Below are 25,550 nucleotides of genomic sequence, written 5' to 3' on the forward strand. Positions count from 1 at the left end.
GAGGGGAACTGGCTGGCCGTCCAGAACAGCAGCGCGCAACCGGCACCGCAGAAGGCGATGGGCAGCCAGGGGACGCTGGAAGTGGGGTTCGGGCTCGTCACGGTCGCGCTCCATCAGGACACGGGGCCCGCAGCGGCGGTGCGTTGCGGGGTTGTGTCCAGCATGGGCGCGGGGCGCGATCGGCCCTATCGTCCTATCCCGGTGATGGCATAAGGACATCCTGTTTTTCTGTAGGGATTTCCCGAGGGGCTGCGTTGCGACGTTTCGCAGGATGCGGTGGGGCCACGAGCCGCACCGCAGTGGCGCCGACCGCTCAGGCCGTCAGGCCGTGGGTCAGGGCGTACTTGATGATGTCGGCGTTGCAGGTGAAGCCCATCTTCTCCATCAGCCTGGTCTTGTGGGTGCTGACGGTCTTGTTGCTGATCACCAGCTGGTCGGCGATCTGGTTGACGCTCAGGCCCTGGGCCAGCAGGCGGAGGATCTGGAACTCGCGGTCGGAGAGCTGTGCGGTGGCATCGTCCGCGGGGTTGCTGCTGGCGAAGGCGAGCTGCTCGGCGATGCGCGGGTCCAGGTAGCGGCCACCGTCGGCGACCCGGTGGATGGCGGCCAGCAGGGTCTCCGGGTTGTGGTCCTTGGTCAGGTAGCCGTTGGCGCCGGCGCGCAGGGCGCGTTGGGCGATCTGTGCCTCGTTGTGCATGCTCAGCACCAGGATCGGCAGGCGCGGGTAGCGCCCATGCACGCGGCTGATCAGGTCCTCGCCGCTGAGCCCGGGCATGCTCATGTCCAGCAGCAGCAGGTCGAACTCGCCCGTCCGCAGCTGTTCCAGCACCTGGGCGCCGTTCTCCGCCTCGGCCGCCACCTGCAGGCGGGCATCGAACTCGATCAGTTGCTTGAGGCCGCCGCGCATGATGGCGTGGTCATCGGCGATGAGGATGCGGGTCATGGTGACTCCGAAGGCTCGTTGACGGGGAAGGTGGCCTGCACTGTGGTGCCCTGGCCCGGGTGGCTGAAGATCACCACCTCGCCGCCCAGGCTTGTGCCGCGCTCGCGCATGCCGGCCAGGCCCAGGGAGCGTTTGCTGACCTTGGCCGGGTCGAATCCGTGGCCGTTGTCGGTGATGTCCAGCACGTAGCGGTCATCGACCTGTTCCAGGCTGACCACCGCGCGGCTGGCACCGGAGTGGCGGGCGATGTTGGTCAGTGCCTCCTGGACGATGCGGAAGGCGGTGGTGGCCTGGCTGTCGTCCAGGGCCGGTGCGCCGCTGTGGGCCACCAGCTCGCAGGCGATCTGCGTGTGGTGGCTGCGGAATTCGTCGATCAACCACTCCAGCGCCGGGTACAGCCCCATGTTCAGTGCCGCTGGACGCAAGCTGGTCGCGATGAAACGGACCACGCCGATAGTGCGGTCGCACAGCGCCATGAGGCGTTCCACACCCTCGCCGAGCCCCGGGGCCCGCTCGCCGTACTGCAGGCGCAGCAGGGAAATGCCCATGCGCAGGGCGGTGAGGTGCTGGCCCAGTTCATCGTGGATCTCCCGGGCGATGAGCTTGCGCTCCTCCTCGCGGGCGCTTTCCCGGCGGCTCGACAGCTCGCGCAGCTGGCGGTTGCTGGCCGCCAGGTGGCGTTCCGCCTTGCGGATGCCGCTGATGTCGCGGGCCACCGAGATGACGCTAGTCACCTCGCCCTCGGCATTGCGCTCAGGAACAAGTTGCATGAGGTAGTGGATCTGCTGGTCGGCCGGGCCTTCGATGCCGTGGATCAGTTCCTCCTCCATGGATTCGCCCGTGGTGGCCACCTCGCGCACCAGGTCGGCCATGATGTCGACCTGCGAGTTGTCGCCGAAGGCTTCCCGCGCCGGCCGGCCGCGGGCCTCCACCAGGGGCAGGCGACACAGCGCCTCCAGGGCCGGGTTGGCGTAGATCAGGCGGAAGTCGGGGGTCAGCCGGCCGATGGCATCGGGGGTGTTCTCGATCAGGGCGCGGAATTGCCGCTCGTTGCGCAGCAGGGCGTTGGCGATGCGTCGCCGCTCGGTGAAGTCGTGAACCAGCACGAGGCTGTAGGGGCGCTGGTCGTAACGGAAGCTGTTGAACTGCAGCGTTACATAGCGTGGAGATTCCTCCCCCGGGGCATGCAGCTCGCAGCTGAGCACACGATGGGTGTCCAACGCTTCCTGCAGGCCATCCACACCTGCGAAAAGTTCGGCGAATTGCTCGGTCAGCAAGGACAGCACCGGTGCCAGCGGCTGCCCGACGAGGTGCTGGCGCGGCTGGCCGATCAGTTGGCAGGCGGCCTCATTGATATAGCGGATGTTCTGCTCGCCATCGAGCAGCATGACGCCATCGGCGGTGTAATCCAGGGCGAAGCTCAGCAGGTGCATCTGCTCGGCCCGCTCCCGGTGCCCGGCAAGGGGTTGCAGGCGCACCAGGTAATGGGTGGGCTGGCTGCGACCGTCCTCGACCATGCTCAAGCCCAAGTGCAACCAGCGGTACTCGCCGGACGAGGTGGTGAAGCGCATCTCGCCGCAGGACAGGTCGTCGTGCTGGCGACGTGCGCGGTCGAGGGCCTCGCCTAGCGCCTGGTGATCCCTGGGGTGCAGCAGGCTCTCCAGGGACGTGCCGAGCATGGTCTGCCGGGAGCGCCCGAGCAGTTCCTCCGAGGCCCGGTTGACATGGCGGACGGTGCCGTCCAGTTCGAGCAAGGCCAGCCCCACTGACGACGACTCGAATGCCCGACGAAAGATATCTCCCCCAGCGCTTTGGCCCATGACTTCCCCGATCACGTGCGATGCGACTGACCGAGTATGGATCAGTGGCGAAGTGCTGGCAGGACTTTTGCTCCGGCCAGCCACTGACGCAGCGACGACGGGGGGCGCTCCAGCGCTTCCCAAGGCAGATGGCCATACCCGGGGCCCGCCAGGGTTCAGGGGGTGGGCGGTTCGACACCCTGTTCGCGGTAGATGGACACCACCTCGCCGCTGCGGCGCATGGCCTCCAGCTCGCGACCGAGGCGATCGTAGAGCGCCGCACGGCCACTGTCATGGAGCTTTTGCGAGGCGGCGAAGCGGTTCTCGATGTGGATCGGCTCGCGCAGCCCGGCGTAGGTGAAGTCGCGGAAACGGATGTTTTCGAAGGCGATGTCGATGGCCGTCTTGTCCAGCACCACGATGGCATCGATTCGGCCCGCCTTGAACATGCGCACGAGGATGTCGTCGTCCACCGCCGGCTGCTTGTGCAGCGCGGCGTCGGCGTCGAAGCGCGGGAAGTACAGGGTGCTGCGTTTGACGCCGATGCGCAGTGACGCCAGGTCTTCGTAGCGTTCCACCCGCTGGTTGGGGCGGATGGCGAAGAGGATGTCCTTGTCCTGGGTGCCGATGCTCGGCAGGTAATGCAGATAGTGGTCACGCTCCGGGTCGGGCAGGACACGCGGCACCAGGTCGATGCGCCCTTCGCGCAGGTCGGCCAGGCTACGGGCGAAAGGCGCGTAGCGCCATTCCAGCTGCAGCCCGGCCCGCTCGGCGGCCACCTCCAGCACCCGTACCAGCGGGCCGGTGGGGCGGCCGTCGATGCTCCACATCTCGGGCGGGCGGTCGCGCAGGTCCACGCGCAGGGTGTCGGCTCCGGCCAGCGCCAAAGCCGGGAACAGCAGGAGGAGAAAGGCAGGAAGAAATCGCATGGGGAGGTTCTTCTGTTATGGCCCGCGCTCGTCGAGGAGCGTGGATGCCTGAACTGTGGTGCCGAAATCACAGAGGCGCAAGCCGACTCCCGTGTCGAGCACCGATGAGAAACGCCATGCAGTCGGCTAGGTGCCGAAGGCGCTACCGGCATCCTGCAGAAGTGCGGGACGTCGTCGGCATGCACCCCGGGGAATGGGCACGAAGCCACTCGGGCCCCCCCTCTGCTGGGGCGTCCCCTGTTGCGTCGGGTGTAGCCCGAGTGGTGGGCTTCAGCGAAGGTCCGGACGCGACCCCATGCACAGGTCGCCGAGCAGCGTGCCGTAAGGCCAGGCGCCGCAGGGCCAGGGGCATCGAGGCGATGGCGGCGAGCTTGGCGCGGCGGCAGTGGCTGCCCGCGCGCACTCAGTCGCCGTCGAAGGCCCGCTGCAAGGCAGCGATGTCCAGCTTCTTCATGCCGAGCATGGCCTGGAAGGCACGCTGGGACTTCTCGCCGTCCTGCGCCTGCATCATGGCCATCATCGCCCGGGGCACGATCTGCCAGGAGAGGCCGAACCTGTCCTTCAACCAGCCGCATTGCTGTGCCTCCACCGGCCCCCCGGCGCCGAGCGCGTTCCAGTAATGGTCCACCTCGTCCTGGTCGTGGCAGTCCACCTGCAGCGAAATGGCTTCGTTGAAGCGGAACGCCGGGCCACCGTTGAGCGCGGTGAAGAGCTGGCCATCCAGTTCGAAGGCGAGGGTCATGATGCTTCCGGGCGGGCGACCGTGGATGGCCCTGCCGGCTTCGCCGTAGCGGCTGATGGCGGTGATGCGCGAGTTGGGGAAGATGCCGATGTAGAAATCGACGGCCGCTTCTGCCTGGTCGTCGAACCACAGGCAGGGGGTGATGCGCGGGTGGATGGGCATGGCGGTTCTCCAGTCGGGGCCGGTCCGAGGATAGCCGGCCTGGAAATGGCCGTTTGGCGCGACCGCAGATCGACAGGCACGCTCAACGCTTCTGGGACTTGCGCGGCGGCGTTTCGGCGGGGGGCTCGTGCGGCGGTCGTGGGCTGTCGCCGTCGCTGCGTACCTGGGCATGGCTGATCAGGGCGAAGATCAGGCTGCCGCCGACGATATTGCCGGCCAGGGTGGGGCCGGCGAAGGTCAGCCAGAATTCACGCCAGTCCAGATGCCCGGCGAACACCAGGTAGGACACCTCGGCCGAGCCGACCACGATGTGGGTGAAGTCGCCGAGCGCCATCAGGTAGGTGATGAGGATGATGATCCACAGCTTGGCGCTTTCCTGGGAGGGGATCATCCAGACCATGGTGGCGATCATCCAGCCTGAGACGATGCCCTTGGCAAACATCTGCCCGACGTCGTTCTCCATCACCTTGCGGCCGATGTCGAGGAAGGCGGCGTCGGTGGCCGCATCGAAGATCGGCAGGCGCAGCATCACCCAGGCCACCAGCAGGGTGCCGGCCAGGTTGCCCGCCAGCACCACGCTCCACAGGCGCAGCAGGCGCCCGACGTTGTTCAGGGTGGGCTTGCTCATCACCGGCAGCACGGCGGTGAGGGTGTTCTCGGTGAACAGTTGCTGGCGCGCCAGGATCACCGCGAGGAAGCCGGCGCAATAGCCGAGGCTGGCGATCACCTTGCTCGCCTCGCCGTCGGGCAGGCGCGAGTTGAACAGCCCCATGGCCATCAGCGACAGGCCCATGGTCAGGCCGGCAGCCAGCGCCGACCACCAGAGCGCGGCGACGTTGCGCTCCAGTTCCTGGTCGCCCTGGGTGCGGATGATCTCGTGCAGCACCGCCGCGCGGGGCGGCTGGTTTTCGTTGACGTCCTGCTTCTCGCGGGCGGACAGCCCCGGCGTCTTGCCGTCGTTGGCCTGGCTCATGCGGGTTACCGTAGTGGTTGGGCGTATCGGTTGATCGTCGGAAGGCCCGGGAAGTTCGCCGTCTCGCGCTTGTCAGCGCCGGGTGGCTGGCTACGCTTTCATCACCCCATCGACGATTCGCCGCGAGCGGCGCCGTCGATCACGGCGAGGCGGGGCCGCTCTGGGCGAAGGTGGCGGCCATGCCGGTGGTTCGCTACACGGCCTTCGGCTTCCAGGGCAACGAAAGAAGATGGGATGGGACCTGAGCAAGCGCAACGGCGCCGGGCACAAGGGATTCGTCACCGACCTGGCATTCCATGCGGCGGAGCAGGGCGAGCCCGCCTACCAGGACAGATCGGCCGGTTGCGGCGACACCCAGCAGGCCTGCACCTATTTCAACATGGATGGCTTGAGCGTCTGCATGGTGGGGCATATCCACGTGCAGCTGCAGGTGGCGCGCAGCGGCGCCGGTTCGTCGGCGGGCTGGCTGGGCTGGTCGGCGCGGCTGGCCGAGCCCCGTTTCGCCGCGCTGGCGGGGGCCGGTCACCTGCCGATGGGAGGAAGGCAGGCCCGTTGAAGGGCCTGCGCGGAAGGAGCCTCAGGCAACGCCGTGCCCGTTGGCTTGACGTGGATCCCCGCGTTCGCGGGGATGACGAGGTAGCCGAAGGCGGCGGGGGCTACAGGTCCAGGCGGTGGATGACCTGGGTCGGGTCTTCCTCGTCGCGACGGCGCTGCAGGCCGAACTTGCGAGCCAGGCCACGCATGCCGGCGTTGCTCGCCGAATCGATGGAATACAGTTGGCGGAAGCCGTTGCGGCGGGCGCTGTCCGCCAGGTGCTGGAAGAGGATGCCGCCGAGGCCGCGGCGCAGCCACTGGTCGGCCACGGTGACCGCGAACTCGCACTGGCCGAGCTCGCCGACCCGGGCGTAGCGGCTGATGCCGACTTCCAGCAGCTCGCCGTCCACGTGGGCCAGGGCGACGAGGGCGACACGATCCTTGTCGTCGACGTCCATCAGTTGGTCGAGCAGGGGCGGGGCCACTTCGCGGAATTCGCCCAGGAAGCGGTTGTGGCGGGCTTCCGGGGACAGGCGGTTGATGAAGGCGCGTTCGCGCTCGCGGTCCTCCGCACGTAGCGGGCGGATCAGCACGTGGGTGCCGTCTTCCAGTGGCTCGATCCAGTACTCGCCCCGGGGTGATGCATGCAGGGGCTTGGCTGCGAGGGCGGTGTTGAGAGCGGACATGGCTGTCTCCAGGTAGGGGGAAAAGGGGCGGCGCGTTGCGCCTATGCCTCCTGTTTACCCTCATGGCGAGACGCCTGATTGATCGAAGTCAAAATGCGCAGGACGGTGCCCTGCGCCGGGTTGTCGCAGGGGCCGCGCGGAGGGGACTGACCCAGGTCAATCTGTCCTCCGCGACGGGCAGTAGCGTAAGGACAAAGCCATTGCCGGAGAACACCCATGGACAATCGTGACTGTGCATCCGCACACGCGCTGATCGAACTACTGCTGATGGGCTGCGACAGCCAGGAGCGGCCTTCTTCGCCACTGCTCGCCGGGCTGCTGTCGGCCCGGACGCCGGGCGCACGCCCCGCATCCCCGCACATGGGCAACGCGCTGATGTCCGGTGGCCTGATGCCCCGGGCCTATTCGCGCAGGGATTGACGAGGCCCCTTCCAGCCAGACGACCGTAGGAGCGCATTCATTGGCTCTGTCTGCGCTAAGTGTTGCTAGGAGGTTTTTGGCCAAGCCGATTGCCGAGTTTTGCTGAGGTTTTCTGTTTCGCCTTGCCGGGCGAGTTTCTTTTGGCAGTCGTCGGGCTGCCGAACCACCCAAAAGAAACCAAAAGGGCTTGCCCCTGCATACGGGTCTGGCTCCGCCAGACTCCCCTCGCTCCATCATCGTTACTCGCTGCGCTCGCCCTTCGGGCCGCACTGAAGTGCGTTCGCCGCAAGCGTCGTCCAGGGGCACGCCGCGAAGGGCCATCCCTGGCCCATCGCGGCTCTCGCGACATCCATGTCGCTCAACCCCTGAAACGACGATTACGCTCGGCTTCCTAAAGGGGCTTTTTGCCGCTGCCCCAACATCGATGCTCAATACTTCACGTTGATGTGCGCGTCACCACCGGATGTACGCCGCGGCTGGCGGCCTTCGTAGGATGGTGTAGAGCGAAGCGAAACCCATGCGGTGGGCGCGCCCCTGAAAGCGCCTTTTCATTGAATCCACAACAGCTAACGCACGCAGAGCCCACGAATTTGCACCCACAGGGGGGCAGAGGGATGATTACCGGCCGTTATATTACGAACCGTACTATCGCCACGAAGTGCAGCAGGCTCCCGGCGATGACGAACAGGTGCCAGATGCCGTGCCAGTGGCGGAAGCGGCTGTCGAAGGCGAAGAAGATGATGCCCACGGTGTAGAACACCCCGCCGGCGGCCAGCCAGGTGAAGCCGGTGGTGCCAAGGGCGGCGATCAGGGGCTTGAGGGCGATGAGGACGATCCAGCCCATCACCGCGTAGATGATGATCGACAGGACCCGCGCCTCGGAGCGGGGCTTGATCTCCTGCAGCATGCCGATGATGCCGAGCGTCCAGACGATGCCGAACAGCGTCCAGCCCCAGGCGCCTTCGAGGGTGACCAGGCAGAAGGGCGTGTAGCTGCCGGCGATCAGCAGGTAGATCGACAGGTGGTCGAGCTTGCGCATGATCACCTTCGCCCGCCCGCGCACGCTGTGGTAGACGGTGGAGATGCTGTAGAGCATCACCAGGGTCACGCCGTAGATGGCGACGCTGACGATCTTCGTCGTGCTGCCATCCAGCGCCGCCAGCACCAGCAGCCAGACGGCGCCGATGCCTGCCAGCAGCGCGCCGACCAGGTGGGTCCAGGCGTTGAAACGTTCTCCGTGATACATGCACCGCTTCCTCGAATCGCCGCGACGTTGCAGCGCGCCGGTCTTGATAGCTGAAAATGCCGGGCGCCGCGATAGTTCTGTGTCTGCGATGCATGCTCACGCGGGTGAGTCACGCCGGAGATGATGCTCAGTAGACCTCGGGCACGAGGATCTCGCGGGGCGTCGGGTTGCGCACGTAGTCGGCGTGGCGCAGGCGCTGCGGCAACTGGACGCTGGGCTGTTCGACTTCCTCGTAGGGCATCTGGCCGAGCAGGTGGTGGATGCAGTTGAGCCGCGCCTTCTTCTTGTCGTCGGCCTGGACCACCCACCAGGGCGCCTCCTCGATGTGGGTGCGTTCGAGCATGATTTCCTTGGCCTTGGTGTAGGCCTCCCAGCGACGGCGGGATTCCAGGTCCATGGGGCTGAGCTTCCACTGCTTGAGCGGATCGTGGATGCGCGCCAGGAAGCGCAGGTGCTGCTCCCTGTCGGAGATGGAGAACCAGTACTTGATCAATTGGATGCCCGAGCGCACCAGCATGCGCTCGAATTCGGGCACGGTGCGGAAGAACTCCTCGTACTGTTCGTCGTTGCAGAACCCCATCACCCGCTCGACGCCGGCGCGGTTGTACCAGCTGCGGTCGAACAGGACGATCTCGCCGGCGGCAGGCAGGTGCGAGACATAACGCTGGAAATACCACTGGGTTCGTTCGCGGTCGTTGGGCGCCGGCAGTGCGGCGACGCGGCACACCCGCGGATTGAGGCGCTGGGTGATGCGCTTGATCACGCCACCCTTGCCGGCGGCGTCGCGGCCCTCGAAGAGGATCACCACCTTGTGCCCGGTCTTGACCACCCAGCTCTGCAGCTTCACCAGCTCGCCCTGCAGGCGGAACAGCTCCTGGAAATAGCTGCGTCGGGCCTGGCGCCCTGGGCTTTCGTCGACGTGGCCGTCGAAGTAGGTGTCCAGATCGTGGCCATCCTCCAACAGCTCCAGTTCGAGCTCTTCATCGCTGTGCTCGAGCAGTTCCCGATGGATGCGCTGTGCCAGCAGGTCGTTGCCAACGCTCATCCGTCACCTCCTTGGTTCTTCGATTCGGCGGAGGTTATGACTTTTTCGTGACAGCGCCATGACAGGAGGCCGAAACGAGCGAGCCCGCGCAGGCGCGGGCTCGTTGCTCGGGGAGTGAAAACCCGGCGCCCCGCACATCCCTGTGCTCAAGGCGACGGGGGGAAAGCGTCAGCTGCAAGGGGCCTGGGGGCCGCCGGTCATGGTTTCGACGTTGTTGAGGATCTCGTTGCCCTTGTTGATCTTCTGGGCGTTCTCGACGTCCTGCATGGTGTAGCTGTTGTAGCCATTGTTGGCGCTGTTCATGTTGGCCTTGGTCTGCATGATGCTGGTGCCGATTTCCAGCAGGCTGCGACCGGTGGAGATCAGATCCGCGGTGGCGTTGGGCGTGCAGGGCGCATTGGCCGATGCGACCTGGGTGCCGGCGGCGGCGTTGGCGGGCGGAGGGGTGAACAGGCCTTGGGTCTGGCCGTTCTGCGGGATGCAGCCGGTGGTGAGCAGGGTGGAGGCGAGGGCGAAACCGGCGGCGATTCCTTGGAGTTTCATCGGGGCATTCCTTTGGTGCGTGATCCGGGCCTGCTGGGCGGCAGGTGTCGTTATCGGCGGGCGGCAGGGCGTGCCGCATGGACCCGGAACTGGCGGGCGGGCCGTAGCGCCTGGAGGCAGTCTAGGGAGGGTGGCGAAGGGCTTGAATAGTACGGGTGTGCTAGTGCCTGTGAACCATTAGCCACTTCGTGTGTCCCGACCGGGCCGGGGGGCTGATCCAGAGCACCGCGCACTGCATGAAGTCGGCTCGCCGTCGCGCTTATAATCGCCGCGTCCCCCCATTCGGAAACCAGCCCTCATGCTCAGTGCCGAGCTCAAGGCGTTCTACATGGTCGCGCGCCTGGGCAGCATCACCCAGGCCGCCAAGAAGCTGGGCCTGAGCCAGCCGACCGTCACCACCCAGATCCGCAATCTCGAGGCTCATTACAGCGTCGAACTCTTCCACCGTGGCGGCCGCCGGCTGACGGTGAGCGAGGAGGGCGCGCGCCTGCTGCCCATGGTCAAGGTCCTGCTGCAGCAGGAAGCCGACATCGAGTTCTTCCTGCGCAACAGCGGGCAGATGCAGGGCAGCCTGCGCATCGGCGCTACCTCGCCCTACTACATCCTCGCCCTGGTGCGGGACTTCCGCGAGCGCTACCCGCACATCGACGTGTCGGTGGAGATCGGCAACTCCCAGCAGGTGCTGGAGGCGCTGGAGGAATACCGCGTGGACCTCGCCGCCTCGTCGCAGAAGCTAGACGACCAGCGCCTGGTGCGCCTGGTGCTGGGTAGCGACCCGCTGGTGCTGGCGGTGCATCGCAGCCACCCGCTGGCCGGACGCCGCGCGGTGGATATCGCCGCCCTGAAAGGCCACAACCTGCTGATGCGCGAGCGCGGCTCCATCACCCGCCAGCTCACCGAGGCACTGCTGGAGAAGGCCGGGCTGGATATCGGCCCGCTGCTGGAGATCGGCAGCCGCGAAGCCATCCGCGAGGCGGTGATCCGCAACATCGGAATCAGCATCATCGCGCGGCATGAAGTGCCGGATAACCCCGAGCTCTGCGTCATCGAGCTGGAGCAGGCACCGCAGATCGACGAATACCTCTATTGCCTCAAGGACCGCCGCCAGGCGCGTCTGCCGGCCGCGTTCATGGCCTTGGCGCGCGAGGCCTGCGAAGAGGGCCGCTGACGGGCCCGCAGAAGGGAAAGCCCCCGGCGACGCCGGGGGCCGTGGCTCAGAGCCGGTTGAAGCTGACGTTGTCCAGGTACAGGGACTGGTCCTTGCGGGTGCCCAGTACCAGCAGCTCCACGCGGCGGTAGGTGCCGGCGGGGATCTGCACGTCCTGCTGCAGGCGGCTCCAGGCGCCGCCCACGGTGCCGCTCATGCCCAGGGGCAGGTAGCGACCCTGGCCGCTGGTGTCCTCCAGGTACAGGTAGCCGTAGGTGAGGCCCTTGATGGCGGCGCTGCGGCCGATCATCACGTCGGCCACCAGGCGATAGCCCAGGCCACCCTGCACCTTGCCCTGCAGCGGGATGCTGGCGCCGCTGCCTTCGTACAGGCGGGCGTAGCTCTCCAGCGAGGTGCCGGTGTTGCCGCCCAGGGCCACCAGGCGGGTGGTGCCGTGGAAGCCAGCCCAGCCGGCCGCGCCGTTCTCGAAGTTCCATGCCTGCGTCGAAGGGACGGTGGGGGTGGTCGGGGTGGTGGGCTTCGGCTCGGTGACCTCGGTCAGCTCCACTTCATCCACCAGCACGCTCAGGCCGTCGCGGCTGATCAGGCCCACGTAGGTGGTGCGCGGCGGGGTCTGGGCACGGGTGTAGGTGAAGGTGCGCTCCAGGGTGGTGAACTCGCTGCTGGTCACCGACTGGGTCACGCCCGAGGCGCCGCTGTAGCTGATGCGGTCGTTGGCCTCGTGGAGGATGCCCAGGTACAGGTTGCCGCGGGCGTTGGCGCCCTTGAGCATGACCTTGGCCCGCAGGCGGTAGCGGGCGCCTTCGCGCAGGGCCGTGACCGGGGTGGCGAGGATGTCGCTGCCGCCGTTGGGCAGTTCGAGCAGCAGGGCGTTGTCGCGGCAGGTCTTGCCGACGTTCACCAGGCTCGTCGTGGCATAGCCCAGCAGGGCCTGCCAGCCCTCCTCGGTGCGGAACTCACCATTGGCCACCAGGCCCTTGAGCGCCGGCTTGTTGCACCAGGCCGGGGTCGGCGTGGTGGGGGGTGTCGTCGGGGGCGTGGTTGGTGTAGTCGGCGGGGTGGTGGGGGTGCCGGGGTTGGTGGGGTTCTGCGTCTCCGGCACCTTGGTGGCGCGCAGGGCGGCGATCTGAGCCGCCATGGCGTTCAGTGCACGGGCCGCGTCGGCGTGGTTCTCCTGGCCGCAGGCCTGGTTGGCGCAGGTGCTGTCCAGCACGCGCGGCGAGGAGAACAGCGGGGCCTGGACACGGGCGTTGAACACGTGGGGGTAGCCCATGATGGTGGAGAACTGGCCCTGCACGCCGTAGCCACGGCTCCATTCGAAGGTGCCCTGGTGCCAGCTGGACTGGTAGTAGCCCTCGCTCTGGTCCTGTTCGTAGGAGTGGCGCAGGCCCATGTTGTGGCCGATCTCGTGGGCCATGGTGCTCAGGCTGCAGTCGACGCCTGTGATGGCGTAGGCGCTGTTGGCGGAACCGGAATTGAAGGTGCCGCTGTTCTTCTGCCCGGAGAGTACGTAGCCAATGCCGCACACGCCGTAGCCCTGGCCGTCCTGGGTGCGGCCGATCAGGTGGACCATGTCGGCGCCGTAGGTCTCGCGCAGCTGCTGCACACGGCTGTCGGCGGCGAAGGCGGCCAGGTCACGGCTGGATACGGTGGGGTAGCTGGCCCAGTCCAGCACCTGGCGATGCACCAGGCGCAGGCGCAGGTCGACGTTGCTTTTCTTGTACGCGTTGTTGGCGTACTCGATGTAGCTGGCGATGCGCGCGTCCATGTCGCGGCCGTTGGGCAGCGCCTGGGCGTCCTTGGTGTAGAGCACCAGCAGGTCGACGGTGCGCGGCTCGGCGGCGTGGGCGGCCTGGACGGCGACAGCCAGCAGGGTGCCGATGAAGAGTCGTTTCATGGTGGGACGTTCCTTGTGGGGTCAGCCCTGGGCGGGCGGCGGCAGGGGAGGCAGTTGCTTGGCGTCGGGGGTGATGATCGGGTCCGGCGTGGCGCGCATCAGCAGCGCGTTCTGGTCGGTCACCTGGGTGGCGCCGGTGGCGTTGTCCACCACGAAGGAAAGGGTCTGCTCGGGGGTGGCGAGGGTGATGTGGGTCTCCAGCCGGCCCTTGACCACGGTCAGGGTGTCGGCGTCGCTGCCGCCTTCCACCGCGCCGCTCCACACGGCGGTGCTGCCGGTGTTGTGGGTCTGCTCCAGCTTGGCGCGCAGCGGTTCCTGGCGGCCCGGCACGCCCAGTTGCAGGGTGGTGCCCACGGCGAACGCGCCCAGCAGGTCGGGGGAGGTCCGGGTGTGGTAGACGGTCATGCCGTCCTGCTCCTCGGCCTGCAGGGCATCAGGTGCCCACAGGGCCAGGGTGGCCTCGCTGTGGTCGCCCGGTGGCAGGGCGGGCGCAGCCTTGCCGGTGGCATGCACCGAGCCCTGTGCCAGGTCGCCTGCGCCCGGCAAGGCGGGGAGGGCGATGCTGCCTGCGGCGGTCGGTGACGAGGCGACGGGGGGCGCATCGCCTTGTGCCGGCGCGTCCTTGAGCAGGACGGCGAGCGTCGTGCCGGCCGTCACCAGGGCGACGGCCGGGTAGAGCCAGATTTTCCGCATGGGTTCTCCTTTCATGCATCCGGCCTGGGCCGGGTAGTGGTGATCCGCCGGGGCACGTCCGTGATGCGCAAGCGGGTTCAGTCGACGAGCAGGCACGCTGGCCATTGAATTCCAGGACGAGCCAGGGCTGTTCAGTCGAGCAAGTGAAGTAGCGTCCAGATCAAGTAGGCACTCCATATTCAAACGCGTGACGTCGGCTTGAATTGAAAAGTGTGTTTCTACTATCAGATTGCCAGCGTATTAAGTTGCGCGGGTTCAACTAACGAAAATAGGGAAAAAGTCAGGCGCAATAATTGGAGCTGTTTCGCAACGGCTTGTAATCAAAGGGTTTTGTCGAACAATTACATCGGTGATGGCGACTGGTTATCAGCTGTTTGCTGCCGGATGCCGTCGGAATTTGGCAATTACCCACGATTGGCACTGGGGCTGTCAAACCAGCAATGTGCGAGAAATCCCAATTATCCTGACGGCCATCGAGGAGCTGTTTAAGGTGGCGGTTGGTTCACTTGCGGAAGTTGAACACGTTCAACTTTATTCATGCCGTTCAACTTTCCAGCGACTCCGAATATCGGCCTCAGGCAGCGTAGGAACGCAATGGTGTGATCCGGTGCCTGGCTAATAGCGAAAGCGTATTTATGCCGCATGCAGGCACTGTGATATCAATTTTCTGGCGTCAATAAATCGAATAACTGGCCGTTACCCCTCGCAACGGTCGAACCTGTTCCACGGTTCGTCAGGGATGCTTTTCCGTGGTTTCGCTGCCACCCGGCTGTGCCGGGTGAAACATGGGAAGGTGGTCATGCCCCGTACGCTCCTCTACCTGGCGGTTGCCCTGGTCACATCAGGTGTCACCCTTGCCGTCCTCCTGGGCGATGCCCCATCGGCTCCGGCCGTTACCCAGCACACCCCATTGCCAGCAGCACCGGCGACTCCGTTGCCCGTCGCCTCGGTCATGGCGGGCGCACCCGTGGCGGCCAGCCCGATGCGGGCTGCGGTGAACGTGGTGCCGGCACCCCACGTCGCCACGGTGCCCGTGGCGGACGCCCCCGCCGACACCCTGGTCGAACTCTGGGACAGCCACTCCCTGGTGCCCGAGCAACAGCAGGAGATGACCCTATACCGCACCCAGGTGCAGACCACGTCCCTGGGTGCGCTGGCCGTCGGCAAGACCCTGCAGCTGGGCGTGCCCGGCCGCAAGGAGCCGCTGCGCGCCACGCTGGGCGAGACCCACAACACCGGCGGCGCTGCCGTCTGGAGCGGCCCGGTGGAAGGTGGCCAGCCGGAAGACACCCTCACCGTGGTGAAGGGCCAGCTGGAGACCCACATCACCCTCGCCACCCGCGAGCAGACCCTGTCCATGGTGGTGGACAACGCCACCGGCAGCACCCTGGTGACCGACCAGAACCAGTTGCTGATGCGTGCCACCCCGGACGCCCTCGTGACCCCCGATTCCACGCCGTTGCAGCCCCTCCCGCCGCCGACCCGCGGCTGAGCGCCACAGGAACGATGACCATGAAGAAACTGCTCGCCTGCCTGGCCCTGCTCCTGCTGGCCCCCTTCACCCACGCCGCCACCGAACCGCGCACCGTCGACATCCTGGTGCTCTACACCAAGGACGCCCAGGCGCTGCCCAACGGGCGGGACATGAACGCCCGCATCGCCAGCTACATCGAGTTCGCCAACAACGCCTACAAGAAAAGCAACGTCAACCTGCGCCTGCGCCTGGTCAACGCCCAGCCGCTGACCTGGGCCAGCTACCCCACCATCTCCGACAAGGACCTTTCCGCCTTCGCCGCCGACCCGCGCGTGCAGCAGCTGCGCGAGACCTACGGCGCCGATGTGGTGCAGCTGATCAGCCGCACCCAGGTGGGGCAGGGTTATGGCGTGTGCGGCATCGGCTACGTGCTCTCCGGGCCGAAGAACGGCGGCACCTTCCAGAACGGTGCCTGGGCCAGTGCCTACGGCATCACCGGGGTGGACTGCAGCCTGAGCACCATGGCCCACGAGATCGGCCACAACATGGGGCTGCGCCATTCCTACGAGCAGGACCAGACCGAGGGCTACTACACCTACCTGGCCCGTGGCATTCACCAGGGCACCTACGAATGGGGCCGGGGCTACGGGGTACAGGGGCGCTTCTCCACCATCATGGCCTACCCCCAGGTGTTCAACGCGTCCGTGCAGGCGCCGCTGTTCTCCACACCTACCGTGGTCGACAGCACCTGCGCAAGCCAGGCCTGCGGCCGTGCCAGCTTCGCCGACGCCTCCCGCGCGCTGAACGACATGGCCGCGCAGATCGCCGCGCTGCGCCCGACCAAGGTGCCCGAGACCGTCAACCCGACCTCGACGCCCACGACCCCCGCCACACCTGCAACGCCGACCACGCCCGCCACGCCGGCGACCCCTGTGACCCCGGCCTGGTGCAGCAAGCCGGCGCTGAGCAGCCTGGTGGCCAACGGCGAGTTCCGCACCCTGGATGGCTGGAAGGCACTGCTCAACCTGGCCAAGCTCAGCACCCTCAACGTCGGCAAGACCTGCCGTGACGACGCCCTGCAGTTCGAACTGCCGGCCGGCCGCGACGACGTGCTGGCCACCTCGGTGGGCGCACTGAAGGTCGGCGCCACCTACCGGCTCAAGGCCAAGGTGATGCTCAAGGGCACCAACGTGCGCGGCAACGTCTACCTGGGCATGCTCCACGAGGAGAACGCCGGCATCAGCTACAGCACGGCCAACGGCGCGATCAAGTCGGTGACCAGCAGCGAGTTCACCCCCATCGACATGACCTTCGTCTACCAGCCGCCGGCCAGCGTCATCCGCAACACCTACCTGGGCCTGGTCAGTGTCAACCGCCTGGCCGTGCTGCTGGATGAGGTGGAACTCAGCGAAGTGATCCCCGCCAAGCCCATCACCCCGGCGACACCGGCTGCTTTTGGCTGGAACTTCGACAGCGCAATCGGCGAGTGGACGGGCTTCTACGGCAGCACCCGGCTGACCGCCCTGGCCGCCACCGGCAAGTCCCTGGAAGTCTATGCCCGCAAGGGCGACGGCACCGGCGCCAGCCTGCTCCTGGCCGGCAAGGTGCAGCCGGGGCTGTCCTACCGCTTCGCTGCCGACGTGATGGTGAGCCGCACCACCAGCGTCGCTGCGCTGGCCTACGCCTACCTCTACCTGGAAGACACCGCCGGCAACGGCCGGCTGCTGTCCCTGGGCGTGGTGAACACCCAGGGCGGCGCCTGGGGCAAGCTGCAGCAGAGCTTCCAGGTGCCGGCCGGAACCTATCGGCGCATGGAGCTGTTGGTGCTCAGCACCCGTGCCGACCAGTCGCTGTACCTGGACAACGTCAGCCTCAACCGGCTCTGACGCCGGCAGCCCGGCGCCCGGATCAGGGCGCCGGCTGTATTTGTACCTGGGACATCACGTCCCATGGCATGGAATCATCGGCTCCATCAGAGACGTTCGAGCACGGGGCTCGACAGGATGAGTGGGGCCCGCAGGGGGCCATGTGTTCAGCCGCTCGGTGCTATCGGCGAATCTTGGCGGTTATAAAAAGCAGCCGTACTGCAGCGCGACTTGCACAAACCGCTCCTCTCTCCAGTGTTGCGGCCTTCCACCTTAAGGCTCTCGGCTTCCAGCTCCCCTCTGGCCTATACCAAATCCGCCAATGCCACTATCGGTGGGCTTGGGGTTATCGCCACATGGATTTCGCATTTGCTCCCTAGCATCAGCCTCGTCGAGCCGTACCGCGCTTCCTGCGGTGCGCCAGTGTTCTGCGAGGTCCTGTCATGTCCGCCACCCCCTATCTGCAGGCTTGCGAAGTGCGCAAGCGCTTCGGCAGCTTCACCGCCCTGGACGGGGTGTCCCTGGACATCGCCGAAGGCGAGCTGGTGTGCCTGCTGGGCCCCTCCGGCTGTGGCAAGACCACGCTGCTGCGCTGCATCGCCGGGCTGGAGCGGCAGGATGCCGGCGTGCTGCGCATGGGCGGGCGGGACATCTCCCACCTGCCGCCCCAGGCCCGTGACTACGGCATCCTGTTCCAGTCCTATGCGCTGTTCCCCAACCTCAGCGTCGAGCAGAACATCGCCTACGGCCTCACCGGCGCCAGCCGTGAAGAAGCCCGCCAGCGCGTGGCGCAGATGCTCGAACTGGTGGGCCTGACCGGCAGCGAGAAGAAGTACCCCGGCCAGCTGTCCGGCGGCCAGCAGCAGCGCGTGGCCCTGGCCCGTGCCCTGGCGCCGTCGCCGTCGCTGCTGTTGCTGGACGAGCCCATGTCGGCGCTGGACGCCCGCGTCCGCGAGCACCTGTGCACCGAGCTGCGCCAGCTGCAGAAGCGCCTGGGCATCACCACCCTGATGGTCACCCACAACCAGGACGAGGCCATGCTCATGGCCGACCGCATCGCGGTGATGAACCACGGCCGGGTCGAGCAGTACGACACCCCCGAAGCCATCTACCGGCGCCCGGCCACGCCTTTCGTCGCCAGCTTCGTCGGCCAGGGCAACTGGCTGCCGTTCGAGGGGCGCGACGGGCGCCACGCCCGGGTCGGCGACCTGCGCCTGTGCCTGCCCGAGCAGGCGGGCGAGGGCGCCAGTGGCCAGCTGTTCTGCCGCCCCGAGGCCATCGCCGTGGAGCCCGGCCAGGACGACGACAACCGCTTCCGCGCCCAGGTGCGCGAGATCACCTTCCTCGGCAACCGCTGCCGGGTGAGTTTCGAGCTGGACGCCTTGCCCGGCCACCCGCTGCTGGCCGAGCTGGACCCGGCGCAGATGCCGCGCCTCGGCGGGCCGGACATCTGGGTGGCGCTGCCGTCCCGCAGCCTGCAGGTGTTCGCCTGATGGAGCGCACCCTGGCCCTCCCGCAGAGCGCCCGCCGTCGCCCGGGCGACCTGGGGGACCGCCTGTTCATCCAGGGTGGCAAGTGCCTGTTCCTGGCCTTCCTCGCCGTCGCCGTGGTGCTGCCCCTGGCGGCCATCTTCTGGCGCGGCTTCAGCGGCGAAGCCGGGCAGGGCGGTGGCCTGGTGGCCGCCCGCGAACTGCTGGCCAGCGCCAACTTCCACTGGCTGCTGGGCAACAGCCTCAAGGTCTCCCTCAGCGTCGCCGCCCTGGTGGTGCCGGTGGCCTACCTGTTCGCCTACGCCCTGACCCGCACGCTGATCCCGGCCAAGGAGCTGTGGCGCGGCATCTCCCTGTTGCCGCTGCTGGCGCCCTCGATGCTGCCGGGGATCGCGCTGATCTACCTGTTCGGCAACCAGGGGCTGTTGCGCGGCTGGCTTCCGGACAACATCTACGGCTTCTGGGGCATCGTCCTGGGCGAGGCCATCTACACCTTCCCCCATGCGCTGATGATCCTCATCTCGGCGCTGACCCTGGCCGACGGCCGCCTGTTCGACGCGGCCTCCAGCATGGGCGCCGGGCCCTGGAAGGCCTTCCGCAGCATCACCTGGCCGGCCACGCGCCAGGCCGTGTTCGCCGCCTTCTGCCTGGTGTTCACCCTGACCATCACCGACTTCGGCGTGCCGGTGGTGGTGGGCGGCGACTACCAGGTGCTGGCCCTGGAAGCCTACAAGGCGGTGGTGGGGCAGCAGCAGTTCGGTCGCGGTGCGCTGATCGGCATGGTGCTGCTGCTGCCGGCCCTGCTCAGCTTCGGCGTCGACGCCTGGCTGCGCCGGCGCCAGGGCGATGCCATGAGCGGCCGCGCCCAGGTCCACCAGCCCAAGCCCTCGCGCCTGCGGGATGCCGGCTTCCTCGCCCTGGTGCTGCTGGTCTGCGCCGTGCTGCTGGGGGTGCTGGGCATGGCGGTGTACTCGTCGCTGGTGAAGTTCTGGCCCTACAACCTGTCGCTGTCCCTGCGTCACTACGCCTTCGAGGAAACCGCCGGTGGTGGCTGGCTGGCGTACCGCAACAGCCTGACCCTGGCGAGCTGCACCGCGCTGTTCGGCGGCGCGCTGATCTTCACCGGCGCCTGGCTGATGGAGAAGACCCACGGCCAGCGCGCCCTGAACCAGGTGCTGCGCCTGCTCAGCTTCGTGCCCATGGCGGTGCCCGGCCTGGTGCTGGGCCTGGGCTACGTCTTCTTCTTCAACCTGCCGGCCAACCCGCTGCACGGCCTCTACGGCAGCATGACGCTGCTGGTGGTGTGCTCCATCGCGCACTTCCTCACCACCGCGCAGATGACCGCCAGCACCGCGCTGCGCCAGCTCGACGGCGAGTTCGAGGCCGCCGCGCTGTCGCTGAAGATGCCGCTGTACCGCCACTACCTGAAGGTGACGGTGCCCATCTGCCTGCCGGCGCTGCTGGACATCGTCCGCTACCTGTTCGTCTCGGCCATGACCACCGTGTCCGCCGCGATCTTCCTCTACAGCCCGGACAGCGTGCTCGCCGCCGTCGCCGTGCTGAACATGGACGACGCCGGCAACGTCGGCGGCGCGGCCGCCATGTCCACCCTCATCCTGCTCACCTCGGCCGCCGTCTCGCTGCTGCTGGCCGGGGCCTCGCGCGGCCTGCTGCGCCGCTCCCAGGCCTGGCGCCAGACCGCGCCCGGCCACTGATCCACGGAGATCACCATGCATTACCAGACCCCCACGCACCTGCAGGCCGCCATCCTCGACTGGGCCGGAACCGTGGTCGACTTCGGCTCCTTCGCCCCCACGCGGATCTTCGTCGAGGCCTTCGCCAGCTTCGACGTCGAGATCAGCCTGGAGGAAGCGCGCGGCCCCATGGGCATGGGCAAGTGGGACCACATCCGCACCCTGTGCGACGTGCCGGCCATCGCCGCGCGCTTCGAGCGCCGCTTCGGCCGGCTGCCCACGGACGCGGACGTCACCGCGATCTACGAGCGCTTCATGCCGCTGCAGATCGCCAAGGTCGGCGAGCACTCGGCACTGATCCCCGGCGCCCTGGAAGCCATCGCCGCCCTGCGCCAGCGCGGCCTGAAGATCGGCACCTGCTCCGGCTACCCCAGGGTGGTGATGGACAAGGTGGTGGAGCTGGCCGCCGAGGCCGGCTACCGCCCGGACCACGTGGTCGCCACCGACGAGGTGCCCAGGGGCCGCCCGAGCCCGGTCCAGGCGCTGGCCAACGTCATCGCCCTCGGCCTCGACGACGTCGCCGCCTGCGTCAAGGTGGACGACACCGAGCCGGGCATCCTCGAAGGCCGCAGCGCCGGCATGTGGACCGTGGCGCTGCGCTTCTCCGGCAACTTCCTCGGCCTCGACTTCGCCGCCTACCAGGCCCTGCCGGCCGCGCGCCTGGCCGAGGAGCGCACCCGCATCGACGCGCTGTTCGCGCCGAGCCGCCCGCATTACCTGATCGACACCATCGCCGACCTGCCGGGGGTGATCGACCTGATCAACGCCCGCCTGGCGCGCGGCGTAACCCCTGCCAACGCATAACCACAGCAAGCCAAACCTGACCCCAGCACACCAACCAAGGAGCTTCACATGTTCAAGCGTCTCGCCTTCGCTGCCGCCGTTGTCGCAGGCTTCGCCCTGCAGGCCCAGGCCGCCACCGAGCTGACCGTCTACACCGCCCTGGAGGCCGAGCAGCTGGCGGCCTACAAGAAGGCCTTCGAGAAGGAAAACCCGGACATCGAGATCAAGTGGGTGCGCGACTCCACCGGCATCATCACCGCCAAGCTGCTGGCCGAGAAGGAACGTCCCCAGGCCGATGCCGTGTGGGGCCTGGCGGCCTCCAGCCTGGCCATCCTCGATGCGCAGGGCATGCTCGAGCACTACGCGCCCAAGCACCTGGACGCCATCGGTGCCAACTACCGCGACGCCGCCAACCCGCCGGCCTGGGTGGGCATGGACGTATGGGCCGCGACCATCTGCTTCAACACCGTCGAAGCCGAGAAGCAGGGCCTGACCAAGCCCGGCAGCTGGGAAGACCTGACCAAGCCCGAGTACAAGGGCAAGATCGTCATGCCCAACCCGGCGTCCTCCGGCACCGGCTTCCTCGACGTCAGCGCCTGGCTGCAGACCTTCGGCGAGAAGCAGGGCTGGGCCTACATGGATGCGCTGCACCAGAACATCGGCCAGTACGTCCATTCCGGCTCCAAGCCGTGCAAGCTGGCCGCCGCTGGCGAATTCCCCATCGGCATCTCCTTCGAATACCCGGCCGTGCAGCTGAAGCGCCAGGGCGCGCCGCTGGACATCGTCCTGCCGAAGGAAGGCCTGGGCTGGGAAATCGAAGCCACCGGCGTGATCAAGGGCACCCAGCACGCCGACGCCGCCAGGAAGCTCGCCGACTTCTCCGCCAGTCCCGCCGCCATGGAGCTGTACAAGGAGAACTTCGCCGTCCTCGCCCAGCCCGGCATCGCCAAGCCGCAGACCGAATTGCCTGCCGACTACGAGCAGCGCCTGATCAAGAACGACTTCGCCTGGGCCTCGAAGAACCGCGACTCGATCCTCGCCGAATGGCGCAAGCGCTATGACGGGAAGTCCGAGAAGCTGCCGCAGTAAGCCCCAGCCCGCTCGCTTCGCCCTCTCTCTCCGGGGAGAGGGGCGGGGAGGGCGGGCATCGAATTCCAGGAGACACCCATGCCCATCCACGACACCGATATCGCCATCGTCGGCGCCGGCATCCTCGGCCTGTCCCACGCCTATGCCGCCGCCCGGCGCGGCCTCAAGGTCAGCGTGTTCGAGCGCAGCGACCGGCCCCTGGGCGCTTCGGTACGCAACTTCGGCCAGGCGCTGATCACCGGCCAGGCGCCGGGCCCGATGTTCGCCCTGGCCCGCGAGGCGCGGACGATCTGGGCCGAGCTCGCCGAGGCCGCCGGCTTCCATATCCGCCGCAACGGCTCCTTGCTGTTCGCCCGTACCGACGCGGAAGAGGCGCTGCTGGAGGCCTTCTGCGCTACCCGCGCCATCGAGCACGGCTACCGCGTCGAACTGCTGCGCGGCGAGCGCCTGCACGATCTCTACCAGGGCCAGTTCAGCCACCATCGTGCGGCCCTGCACGGCCTGGACGACCAGCAACTGTATTCCCGCGAAGCCATCCCGGCACTGGTGGACTACCTGCGCAACGAGCTGGGCGTGGCCTTTCATTTCTCCACCCTGGTGCGCGATGTCGAGCAGAACCGCGTGCACACCAGCGCCGGCAGTTGCCGCGCGGAGCAGATCATCGTCTGCTCCGGCCACGACTACCTGACCCTGCTGGCCGCGCAGATCGCCCCGCTGCAGCCCAGCGTCTGCCGCCTGCAGATGCTGCGTGCGCGCCCGGCGGTGGACATCGGCCTGCAGCACGCCGTGCTCACCGGCCTCAGCTGCGTGCACTACGGCGCCTTTTCCGACCTCCCGGAAGCCGAAGCCATCCGGGGCCAGATCGAGCGGCACACCCCCGAACTGGAAGAGCATGGCATCCACCTGCTGGTCAGCCCCACGCCCCATGGCGAGCTGATCATTGGCGACTCCCATGACTACGGCCGCGACGCCTCGCCCTTCAATGCCGAAGAGGTGGACAACCTGCTGCTCGACCTCGCCGAACACACCCTCGGCACCCGTCTGCAAGTGCTGGAGCGCTGGCAGGGTGTCTACGGCGCTCGTGGTCCCGGCCCGTTCTCGGTGCTCAAGGCTATCCCCGGCGTCACCGCCGTGCTGATGCACACGGGCCTGGGCATGAGCATCGGCCCGGCGCTGGGCGAACGCACCGTGGCGTCGTTGTTGGGGTGAAGTGGGGGCGGGACATTCCCGTAGGAGCGAGCTCTGCTCGCGAAGCGTTGTGCAGCGACCATCGGTGGGCTGAAGCCCACCCTACGCCCACCCCACGCCCACTCGGGCTGGTTGTAGGGCGAGGTTCTTCTGTAGGAGCGAATTCATTCGCGATGGGCGGTGCTGCGCACCGCTTGGCGACTGAAGTCGCCCCTACAGTCGCCCCGGCTTGCCTCAGAAGCTCACCTCGGCGGCCTTCACCAGCCTGGCGAACGGTCCCGACAGCGTCAGGTTGTGGTGGCGGATGATCGCCAGGGCATCCAGCGCCGGGGTATCCATGCAGCTGTGGGCGTCTTCCACCAGCACCACGCGGTAGCCGAGCTCGGCGGCGGCGCGGCAGGTGCTGTCGACGCAGTACTGGGTCTTCATGCCGACCACCACGAGTTCGCCGATGGAGGCGTCGCGCAGCCAGTCTTCCAGGCGGGTGCCTGCGAAGCAGCTGGGGCGGTTCTTGTCGAAGAGTCGGTCACGCGCCGGATCCACTGCCAGGCGCGGGTGCAGCGACCAGCCCGTGCTGCCCGGTGCCACCGGTGAGCCCTCGGGCCCGGCGAAGCGTGCCGCGAAGATCGGTGTTTCGGAGGCGCGGGCGCGGGCGATCAACTGGTTGATCCGGGTCAGCAGCAGTTCGGCCTGCCAGGGCTTGTCGGGTCCTTCATAGAGCGCGACCTGCATGTCGATGATCAGCAGGGCGGATTTTTTCGGGGCGTGCATGGCATTTCTCCTTGAGTGCCAGCGACGCCGGGGCAAAAGAAAAGGCCCCGTCCATCGCTGGCGGGGCCTTGGGTCTTCTTGCGCTATCCGCTACGCACACCCGCTCGCCCCGCACATGGCGGTGGTGGAGGTGGTGGTAGTGCGACGGAGGGCGGCGTTCATGGCGTCGATACTGCTGGGGGCGGCGGCGGGCTGTCAATCGCAGCGAGTGGGTGCGGGCAACAGGCATCTGGATGGCGACGCTCGTCGGCTCGGGCGGTCGGGGCGCGAGGCTGCGCTATGGTGAAGGTCCATGCCCGCTGGGCATCCACTCGAAGGGAGGGCCGTCGCCGAATCCCGCTCCTCCCGCCTAATGGAGGCAGAGCCATGAACAGCAGCAACCAGTGCACCCACCGTGACCACATCATCACCGCGCACCTGATCGAGCACCCGGGCATCCCCACGCCCTGGGCCGGTGGCGTGCACATCACCGCCCCCGATGGCAGCCGTACCCGGCGGATCCCGTTGCCGGCCCGTTCGGCCTTCCTCGCCGAGGAGGACAGCGCCCGCCGGGCCTCCCTGGCCCATGGCCGCTGGCTGGTGGACCAGAGCCTCGACCAGGGCCACAAGCCTTCCTGAGCTGCCAGCGGGGCCGCCTTCGCGGTGGTCCCGCGCTCCGCTCGTCCAGCACACTGAACCGCCAACGCACCTGGCCAGTCGTTACTACAACCCCATAGAGCCAGGAGAACACCATGGTCGCCTTCGAACCCCAGTCCCGTGAAAACGCTGCCCGCCCTCATAACGTCGAGGGGTGGGAACGCTTCCTGTGCATCGCAGGTGGCCTGGTGATGGTCGGTACGGGTCTGCGCCAGGGCGGCCTGGTCGGGTGGCTGCGTGCCGGCGGGGGTGGTGTGGTGCTCGCCCGTGGGCTCACCGGGCATTGCCCGGCCAAGCGGGTGATCGCCGAACGTCGCGAGGAAATCGAAGCGCTCAAGGCGCGGATCGAAGAGGCCGCAGCGAAGTTGGCCGAGTTGCATCGCAGCGCGTGAGTCGGCCCATCGCGAATGAATTCGCTCCTACAGGTGTGTGCCAGGTACAGGCCCGTAGGAGCGAGCTCTGCTCGCGAAGCGATGTTCGGCATGGCACCGATTGGTGGACCGGTGGAGCGTGGTCCACCCTTGTATCTCGACTAATACCTCCACAGGGGTAATAGTCCCCGACTGATCATCGGGGGAGGGGCTGGAAGTCGTGTCCACCCTTAGGCCGCGAGCCTGCAACGTAGATAGTGCTCCGCCCCTCCACACTCACTCGAAAAATCCGAACGGTATCCAGAGCCTCGAGCTCGCATCTACAAGGTTGGGTCGGGTGCAGTGATGA

Annotated in this window: 24 protein-coding genes; 12 read left to right on the forward strand and 12 right to left on the reverse strand. The window is 67.4% G+C overall.

The genetic code is table 11. The features are described from left to right. Window positions 1-313: 313 nt before the first annotated feature. From WFQ67_RS28420 to WFQ67_RS28440, 5 genes are all read right to left on the reverse strand, one after another. Complete coding sequence (locus tag WFQ67_RS28420) at window positions 314-943, reverse strand: response regulator transcription factor (RefSeq protein ID WP_337058848.1); 630 nt, start codon at window positions 941-943, stop codon at window positions 314-316. Beyond that, complete coding sequence (locus tag WFQ67_RS28425) at window positions 940-2,763, reverse strand: PAS domain-containing sensor histidine kinase (RefSeq protein WP_337058849.1); 1,824 nt, start codon at window positions 2,761-2,763, stop codon at window positions 940-942. The genes WFQ67_RS28420 and WFQ67_RS28425 overlap by 4 nt, the downstream gene beginning before the upstream one ends. Before the next feature lie 155 nt (window positions 2,764-2,918). Then, a complete protein-coding gene (locus WFQ67_RS28430; protein ID WP_337058850.1) occupies window positions 2,919-3,671 on the reverse strand; it encodes a substrate-binding periplasmic protein in 753 nt (250 codons plus the stop codon). A 403-nt stretch (window positions 3,672-4,074) separates the two neighbouring features. Further along, window positions 4,075-4,575, reverse strand: a complete 501-nt coding sequence (locus WFQ67_RS28435; RefSeq protein WP_337058851.1) for a VOC family protein — start codon at window positions 4,573-4,575, stop codon at window positions 4,075-4,077. Window positions 4,576-4,657: 82 nt separating this feature from the next. Continuing rightward, complete coding sequence (locus tag WFQ67_RS28440) at window positions 4,658-5,548, reverse strand: formate/nitrite transporter family protein (RefSeq protein ID WP_213624906.1); 891 nt, start codon at window positions 5,546-5,548, stop codon at window positions 4,658-4,660. Window positions 5,549-5,777: 229 nt separating this feature from the next. On the opposite strand from WFQ67_RS28440, the gene WFQ67_RS28445 reads away from it, so the two are divergent. Further along, complete coding sequence (locus WFQ67_RS28445; protein WP_337058852.1) at window positions 5,778-6,104, forward strand: hypothetical protein; 327 nt, start codon at window positions 5,778-5,780, stop codon at window positions 6,102-6,104. A 100-nt stretch (window positions 6,105-6,204) separates the two neighbouring features. On the opposite strand, the gene WFQ67_RS28450 is transcribed toward WFQ67_RS28445, so the two are convergent. Next, window positions 6,205-6,768, reverse strand: coding sequence for a GNAT family N-acetyltransferase (locus tag WFQ67_RS28450; protein ID WP_337058853.1), 564 nt, complete (start codon window positions 6,766-6,768; stop codon window positions 6,205-6,207). Between the two features lie 216 nt (window positions 6,769-6,984). On the opposite strand from WFQ67_RS28450, the gene WFQ67_RS28455 reads away from it, so the two are divergent. Continuing rightward, window positions 6,985-7,188, forward strand: coding sequence for a hypothetical protein (locus WFQ67_RS28455; protein ID WP_337058854.1), 204 nt, complete (start codon window positions 6,985-6,987; stop codon window positions 7,186-7,188). A 628-nt stretch (window positions 7,189-7,816) separates the two neighbouring features. Here the strand turns inward: WFQ67_RS28455 and trhA are convergent. The 3 genes from trhA to WFQ67_RS28470 all read right to left on the reverse strand — a co-directional run bounded on the left by trhA (window position 7,817) and on the right by WFQ67_RS28470 (window position 10,022). Then, entirely contained in the window at window positions 7,817-8,434 is a 618-nt protein-coding gene (trhA, locus tag WFQ67_RS28460) for a PAQR family membrane homeostasis protein TrhA (protein ID WP_173175494.1), read from the reverse strand. A 127-nt stretch (window positions 8,435-8,561) separates the two neighbouring features. After that, complete coding sequence (gene ppk2, locus WFQ67_RS28465) at window positions 8,562-9,479, reverse strand: polyphosphate kinase 2 (protein ID WP_337058855.1); 918 nt, start codon at window positions 9,477-9,479, stop codon at window positions 8,562-8,564. A 168-nt stretch (window positions 9,480-9,647) separates the two neighbouring features. Continuing rightward, on the reverse strand, window positions 9,648-10,022 hold the full coding sequence (locus WFQ67_RS28470; protein WP_111264687.1) for a hypothetical protein: 375 nt from the start codon (window positions 10,020-10,022) through the stop codon (window positions 9,648-9,650). Between the two features lie 298 nt (window positions 10,023-10,320). Here WFQ67_RS28470 and WFQ67_RS28475 point away from each other — a divergent pair, with 298 nt between their 5' ends. Further along, window positions 10,321-11,190: a LysR family transcriptional regulator gene (locus WFQ67_RS28475; protein WP_213624898.1), complete on the forward strand. Its 870-nt coding sequence runs from the start codon at window positions 10,321-10,323 to the stop codon at window positions 11,188-11,190. A gap of 46 nt (window positions 11,191-11,236) precedes the next feature. Here the strand turns inward: WFQ67_RS28475 and WFQ67_RS28480 are convergent, their stop codons facing one another. Together WFQ67_RS28480 and WFQ67_RS28485 are read right to left on the reverse strand one after the other, a co-directional pair. Then, a complete protein-coding gene (locus WFQ67_RS28480; RefSeq protein WP_337058856.1) occupies window positions 11,237-13,087 on the reverse strand; it encodes a zinc-dependent metalloprotease family protein in 1,851 nt (616 codons plus the stop codon). Between the two features lie 21 nt (window positions 13,088-13,108). After that, the gene (locus tag WFQ67_RS28485) at window positions 13,109-13,780 is read right to left on the reverse strand and encodes a hypothetical protein (RefSeq protein WP_337058857.1); all 672 of its coding nucleotides are present in this window, start codon (window positions 13,778-13,780) and stop codon (window positions 13,109-13,111) included. A gap of 799 nt (window positions 13,781-14,579) precedes the next feature. Between WFQ67_RS28485 and WFQ67_RS28490 the strand changes: the two genes are divergently transcribed. From WFQ67_RS28490 to WFQ67_RS28520, 7 genes are all read left to right on the forward strand, one after another. Then, window positions 14,580-15,272 carry a hypothetical protein gene (locus WFQ67_RS28490; protein ID WP_337058858.1) on the forward strand — a complete coding sequence of 231 codons (693 nt, stop codon included), beginning with the start codon at window positions 14,580-14,582 and terminating at the stop codon, window positions 15,270-15,272. Window positions 15,273-15,292: 20 nt separating this feature from the next. Continuing rightward, complete coding sequence (locus tag WFQ67_RS28495) at window positions 15,293-17,140, forward strand: zinc-dependent metalloprotease family protein (protein ID WP_244862889.1); 1,848 nt, start codon at window positions 15,293-15,295, stop codon at window positions 17,138-17,140. Between the two features lie 422 nt (window positions 17,141-17,562). Beyond that, window positions 17,563-18,612, forward strand: a complete 1,050-nt coding sequence (locus tag WFQ67_RS28500) for a putative 2-aminoethylphosphonate ABC transporter ATP-binding protein (protein ID WP_044403140.1) — start codon at window positions 17,563-17,565, stop codon at window positions 18,610-18,612. Further along, a complete protein-coding gene (locus WFQ67_RS28505; RefSeq protein ID WP_337058859.1) occupies window positions 18,612-20,324 on the forward strand; it encodes a putative 2-aminoethylphosphonate ABC transporter permease subunit in 1,713 nt (570 codons plus the stop codon). Before WFQ67_RS28500 ends, WFQ67_RS28505 begins: the two co-directional genes overlap by 1 nt. 15 nt (window positions 20,325-20,339) lie before the next feature. After that, the gene (gene phnX, locus WFQ67_RS28510) at window positions 20,340-21,167 is read left to right on the forward strand and encodes a phosphonoacetaldehyde hydrolase (protein ID WP_337058860.1); all 828 of its coding nucleotides are present in this window, start codon (window positions 20,340-20,342) and stop codon (window positions 21,165-21,167) included. Between the two features lie 48 nt (window positions 21,168-21,215). Then, entirely contained in the window at window positions 21,216-22,235 is a 1,020-nt protein-coding gene (locus tag WFQ67_RS28515; RefSeq protein ID WP_213624890.1) for a putative 2-aminoethylphosphonate ABC transporter substrate-binding protein, read from the forward strand. A 78-nt stretch (window positions 22,236-22,313) separates the two neighbouring features. Beyond that, window positions 22,314-23,444 carry a TIGR03364 family FAD-dependent oxidoreductase gene (locus WFQ67_RS28520; RefSeq protein WP_337058861.1) on the forward strand — a complete coding sequence of 377 codons (1,131 nt, stop codon included), beginning with the start codon at window positions 22,314-22,316 and terminating at the stop codon, window positions 23,442-23,444. A gap of 213 nt (window positions 23,445-23,657) precedes the next feature. On the opposite strand, the gene WFQ67_RS28525 is transcribed toward WFQ67_RS28520, so the two are convergent. After that, window positions 23,658-24,194, reverse strand: a complete 537-nt coding sequence (locus WFQ67_RS28525) for a cysteine hydrolase family protein (RefSeq protein WP_337058862.1) — start codon at window positions 24,192-24,194, stop codon at window positions 23,658-23,660. Between the two features lie 366 nt (window positions 24,195-24,560). Here WFQ67_RS28525 and WFQ67_RS28530 point away from each other — a divergent pair, with 366 nt between their 5' ends. Together WFQ67_RS28530 and WFQ67_RS28535 are read left to right on the forward strand one after the other, a co-directional pair. After that, window positions 24,561-24,812 (forward strand): hypothetical protein, encoded by a 252-nt coding sequence (locus tag WFQ67_RS28530; protein WP_213624887.1) that lies wholly within the window; start codon window positions 24,561-24,563, stop codon window positions 24,810-24,812. A 113-nt stretch (window positions 24,813-24,925) separates the two neighbouring features. After that, window positions 24,926-25,222, forward strand: coding sequence for a YgaP family membrane protein (locus tag WFQ67_RS28535; protein WP_213624886.1), 297 nt, complete (start codon window positions 24,926-24,928; stop codon window positions 25,220-25,222). Window positions 25,223-25,550: the final 328 nt, after the last annotated feature.

Origin of the sequence: Pseudomonas sp. USHLN015 (assembly GCF_037153275.1) — a bacterium.
GTDB classification, from domain to species: Bacteria; Pseudomonadota; Gammaproteobacteria; order Pseudomonadales; family Pseudomonadaceae; genus Metapseudomonas; species Metapseudomonas tohonis.

Coding starts and splice junctions, on each gene's coding strand:
- WFQ67_RS28420 (WP_337058848.1), bottom strand. CDS start 943: ATGACCCGCATCCTCATCGCCGATGACCACGCCATCATGCGCGGCGGC.
- WFQ67_RS28425 (WP_337058849.1), bottom strand. CDS start 2,763: ATGGGCCAAAGCGCTGGGGGAGATATCTTTCGTCGGGCATTCGAGTCG.
- WFQ67_RS28430 (WP_337058850.1), bottom strand. CDS start 3,671: ATGCGATTTCTTCCTGCCTTTCTCCTCCTGCTGTTCCCGGCTTTGGCG.
- WFQ67_RS28435 (WP_337058851.1), bottom strand. CDS start 4,575: ATGCCCATCCACCCGCGCATCACCCCCTGCCTGTGGTTCGACGACCAG.
- WFQ67_RS28440 (WP_213624906.1), bottom strand. CDS start 5,548: ATGAGCCAGGCCAACGACGGCAAGACGCCGGGGCTGTCCGCCCGCGAG.
- WFQ67_RS28445 (WP_337058852.1), top strand. CDS start 5,778: ATGGGATGGGACCTGAGCAAGCGCAACGGCGCCGGGCACAAGGGATTC.
- WFQ67_RS28450 (WP_337058853.1), bottom strand. CDS start 6,768: ATGTCCGCTCTCAACACCGCCCTCGCAGCCAAGCCCCTGCATGCATCA.
- WFQ67_RS28455 (WP_337058854.1), top strand. CDS start 6,985: ATGGACAATCGTGACTGTGCATCCGCACACGCGCTGATCGAACTACTG.
- trhA (WP_173175494.1), bottom strand. CDS start 8,434: ATGTATCACGGAGAACGTTTCAACGCCTGGACCCACCTGGTCGGCGCG.
- ppk2 (WP_337058855.1), bottom strand. CDS start 9,479: ATGAGCGTTGGCAACGACCTGCTGGCACAGCGCATCCATCGGGAACTG.
- WFQ67_RS28470 (WP_111264687.1), bottom strand. CDS start 10,022: ATGAAACTCCAAGGAATCGCCGCCGGTTTCGCCCTCGCCTCCACCCTG.
- WFQ67_RS28475 (WP_213624898.1), top strand. CDS start 10,321: ATGCTCAGTGCCGAGCTCAAGGCGTTCTACATGGTCGCGCGCCTGGGC.
- WFQ67_RS28480 (WP_337058856.1), bottom strand. CDS start 13,087: ATGAAACGACTCTTCATCGGCACCCTGCTGGCTGTCGCCGTCCAGGCC.
- WFQ67_RS28485 (WP_337058857.1), bottom strand. CDS start 13,780: ATGCGGAAAATCTGGCTCTACCCGGCCGTCGCCCTGGTGACGGCCGGC.
- WFQ67_RS28490 (WP_337058858.1), top strand. CDS start 14,580: ATGCCCCGTACGCTCCTCTACCTGGCGGTTGCCCTGGTCACATCAGGT.
- WFQ67_RS28495 (WP_244862889.1), top strand. CDS start 15,293: ATGAAGAAACTGCTCGCCTGCCTGGCCCTGCTCCTGCTGGCCCCCTTC.
- WFQ67_RS28500 (WP_044403140.1), top strand. CDS start 17,563: ATGTCCGCCACCCCCTATCTGCAGGCTTGCGAAGTGCGCAAGCGCTTC.
- WFQ67_RS28505 (WP_337058859.1), top strand. CDS start 18,612: ATGGAGCGCACCCTGGCCCTCCCGCAGAGCGCCCGCCGTCGCCCGGGC.
- phnX (WP_337058860.1), top strand. CDS start 20,340: ATGCATTACCAGACCCCCACGCACCTGCAGGCCGCCATCCTCGACTGG.
- WFQ67_RS28515 (WP_213624890.1), top strand. CDS start 21,216: ATGTTCAAGCGTCTCGCCTTCGCTGCCGCCGTTGTCGCAGGCTTCGCC.
- WFQ67_RS28520 (WP_337058861.1), top strand. CDS start 22,314: ATGCCCATCCACGACACCGATATCGCCATCGTCGGCGCCGGCATCCTC.
- WFQ67_RS28525 (WP_337058862.1), bottom strand. CDS start 24,194: ATGCACGCCCCGAAAAAATCCGCCCTGCTGATCATCGACATGCAGGTC.
- WFQ67_RS28530 (WP_213624887.1), top strand. CDS start 24,561: ATGAACAGCAGCAACCAGTGCACCCACCGTGACCACATCATCACCGCG.
- WFQ67_RS28535 (WP_213624886.1), top strand. CDS start 24,926: ATGGTCGCCTTCGAACCCCAGTCCCGTGAAAACGCTGCCCGCCCTCAT.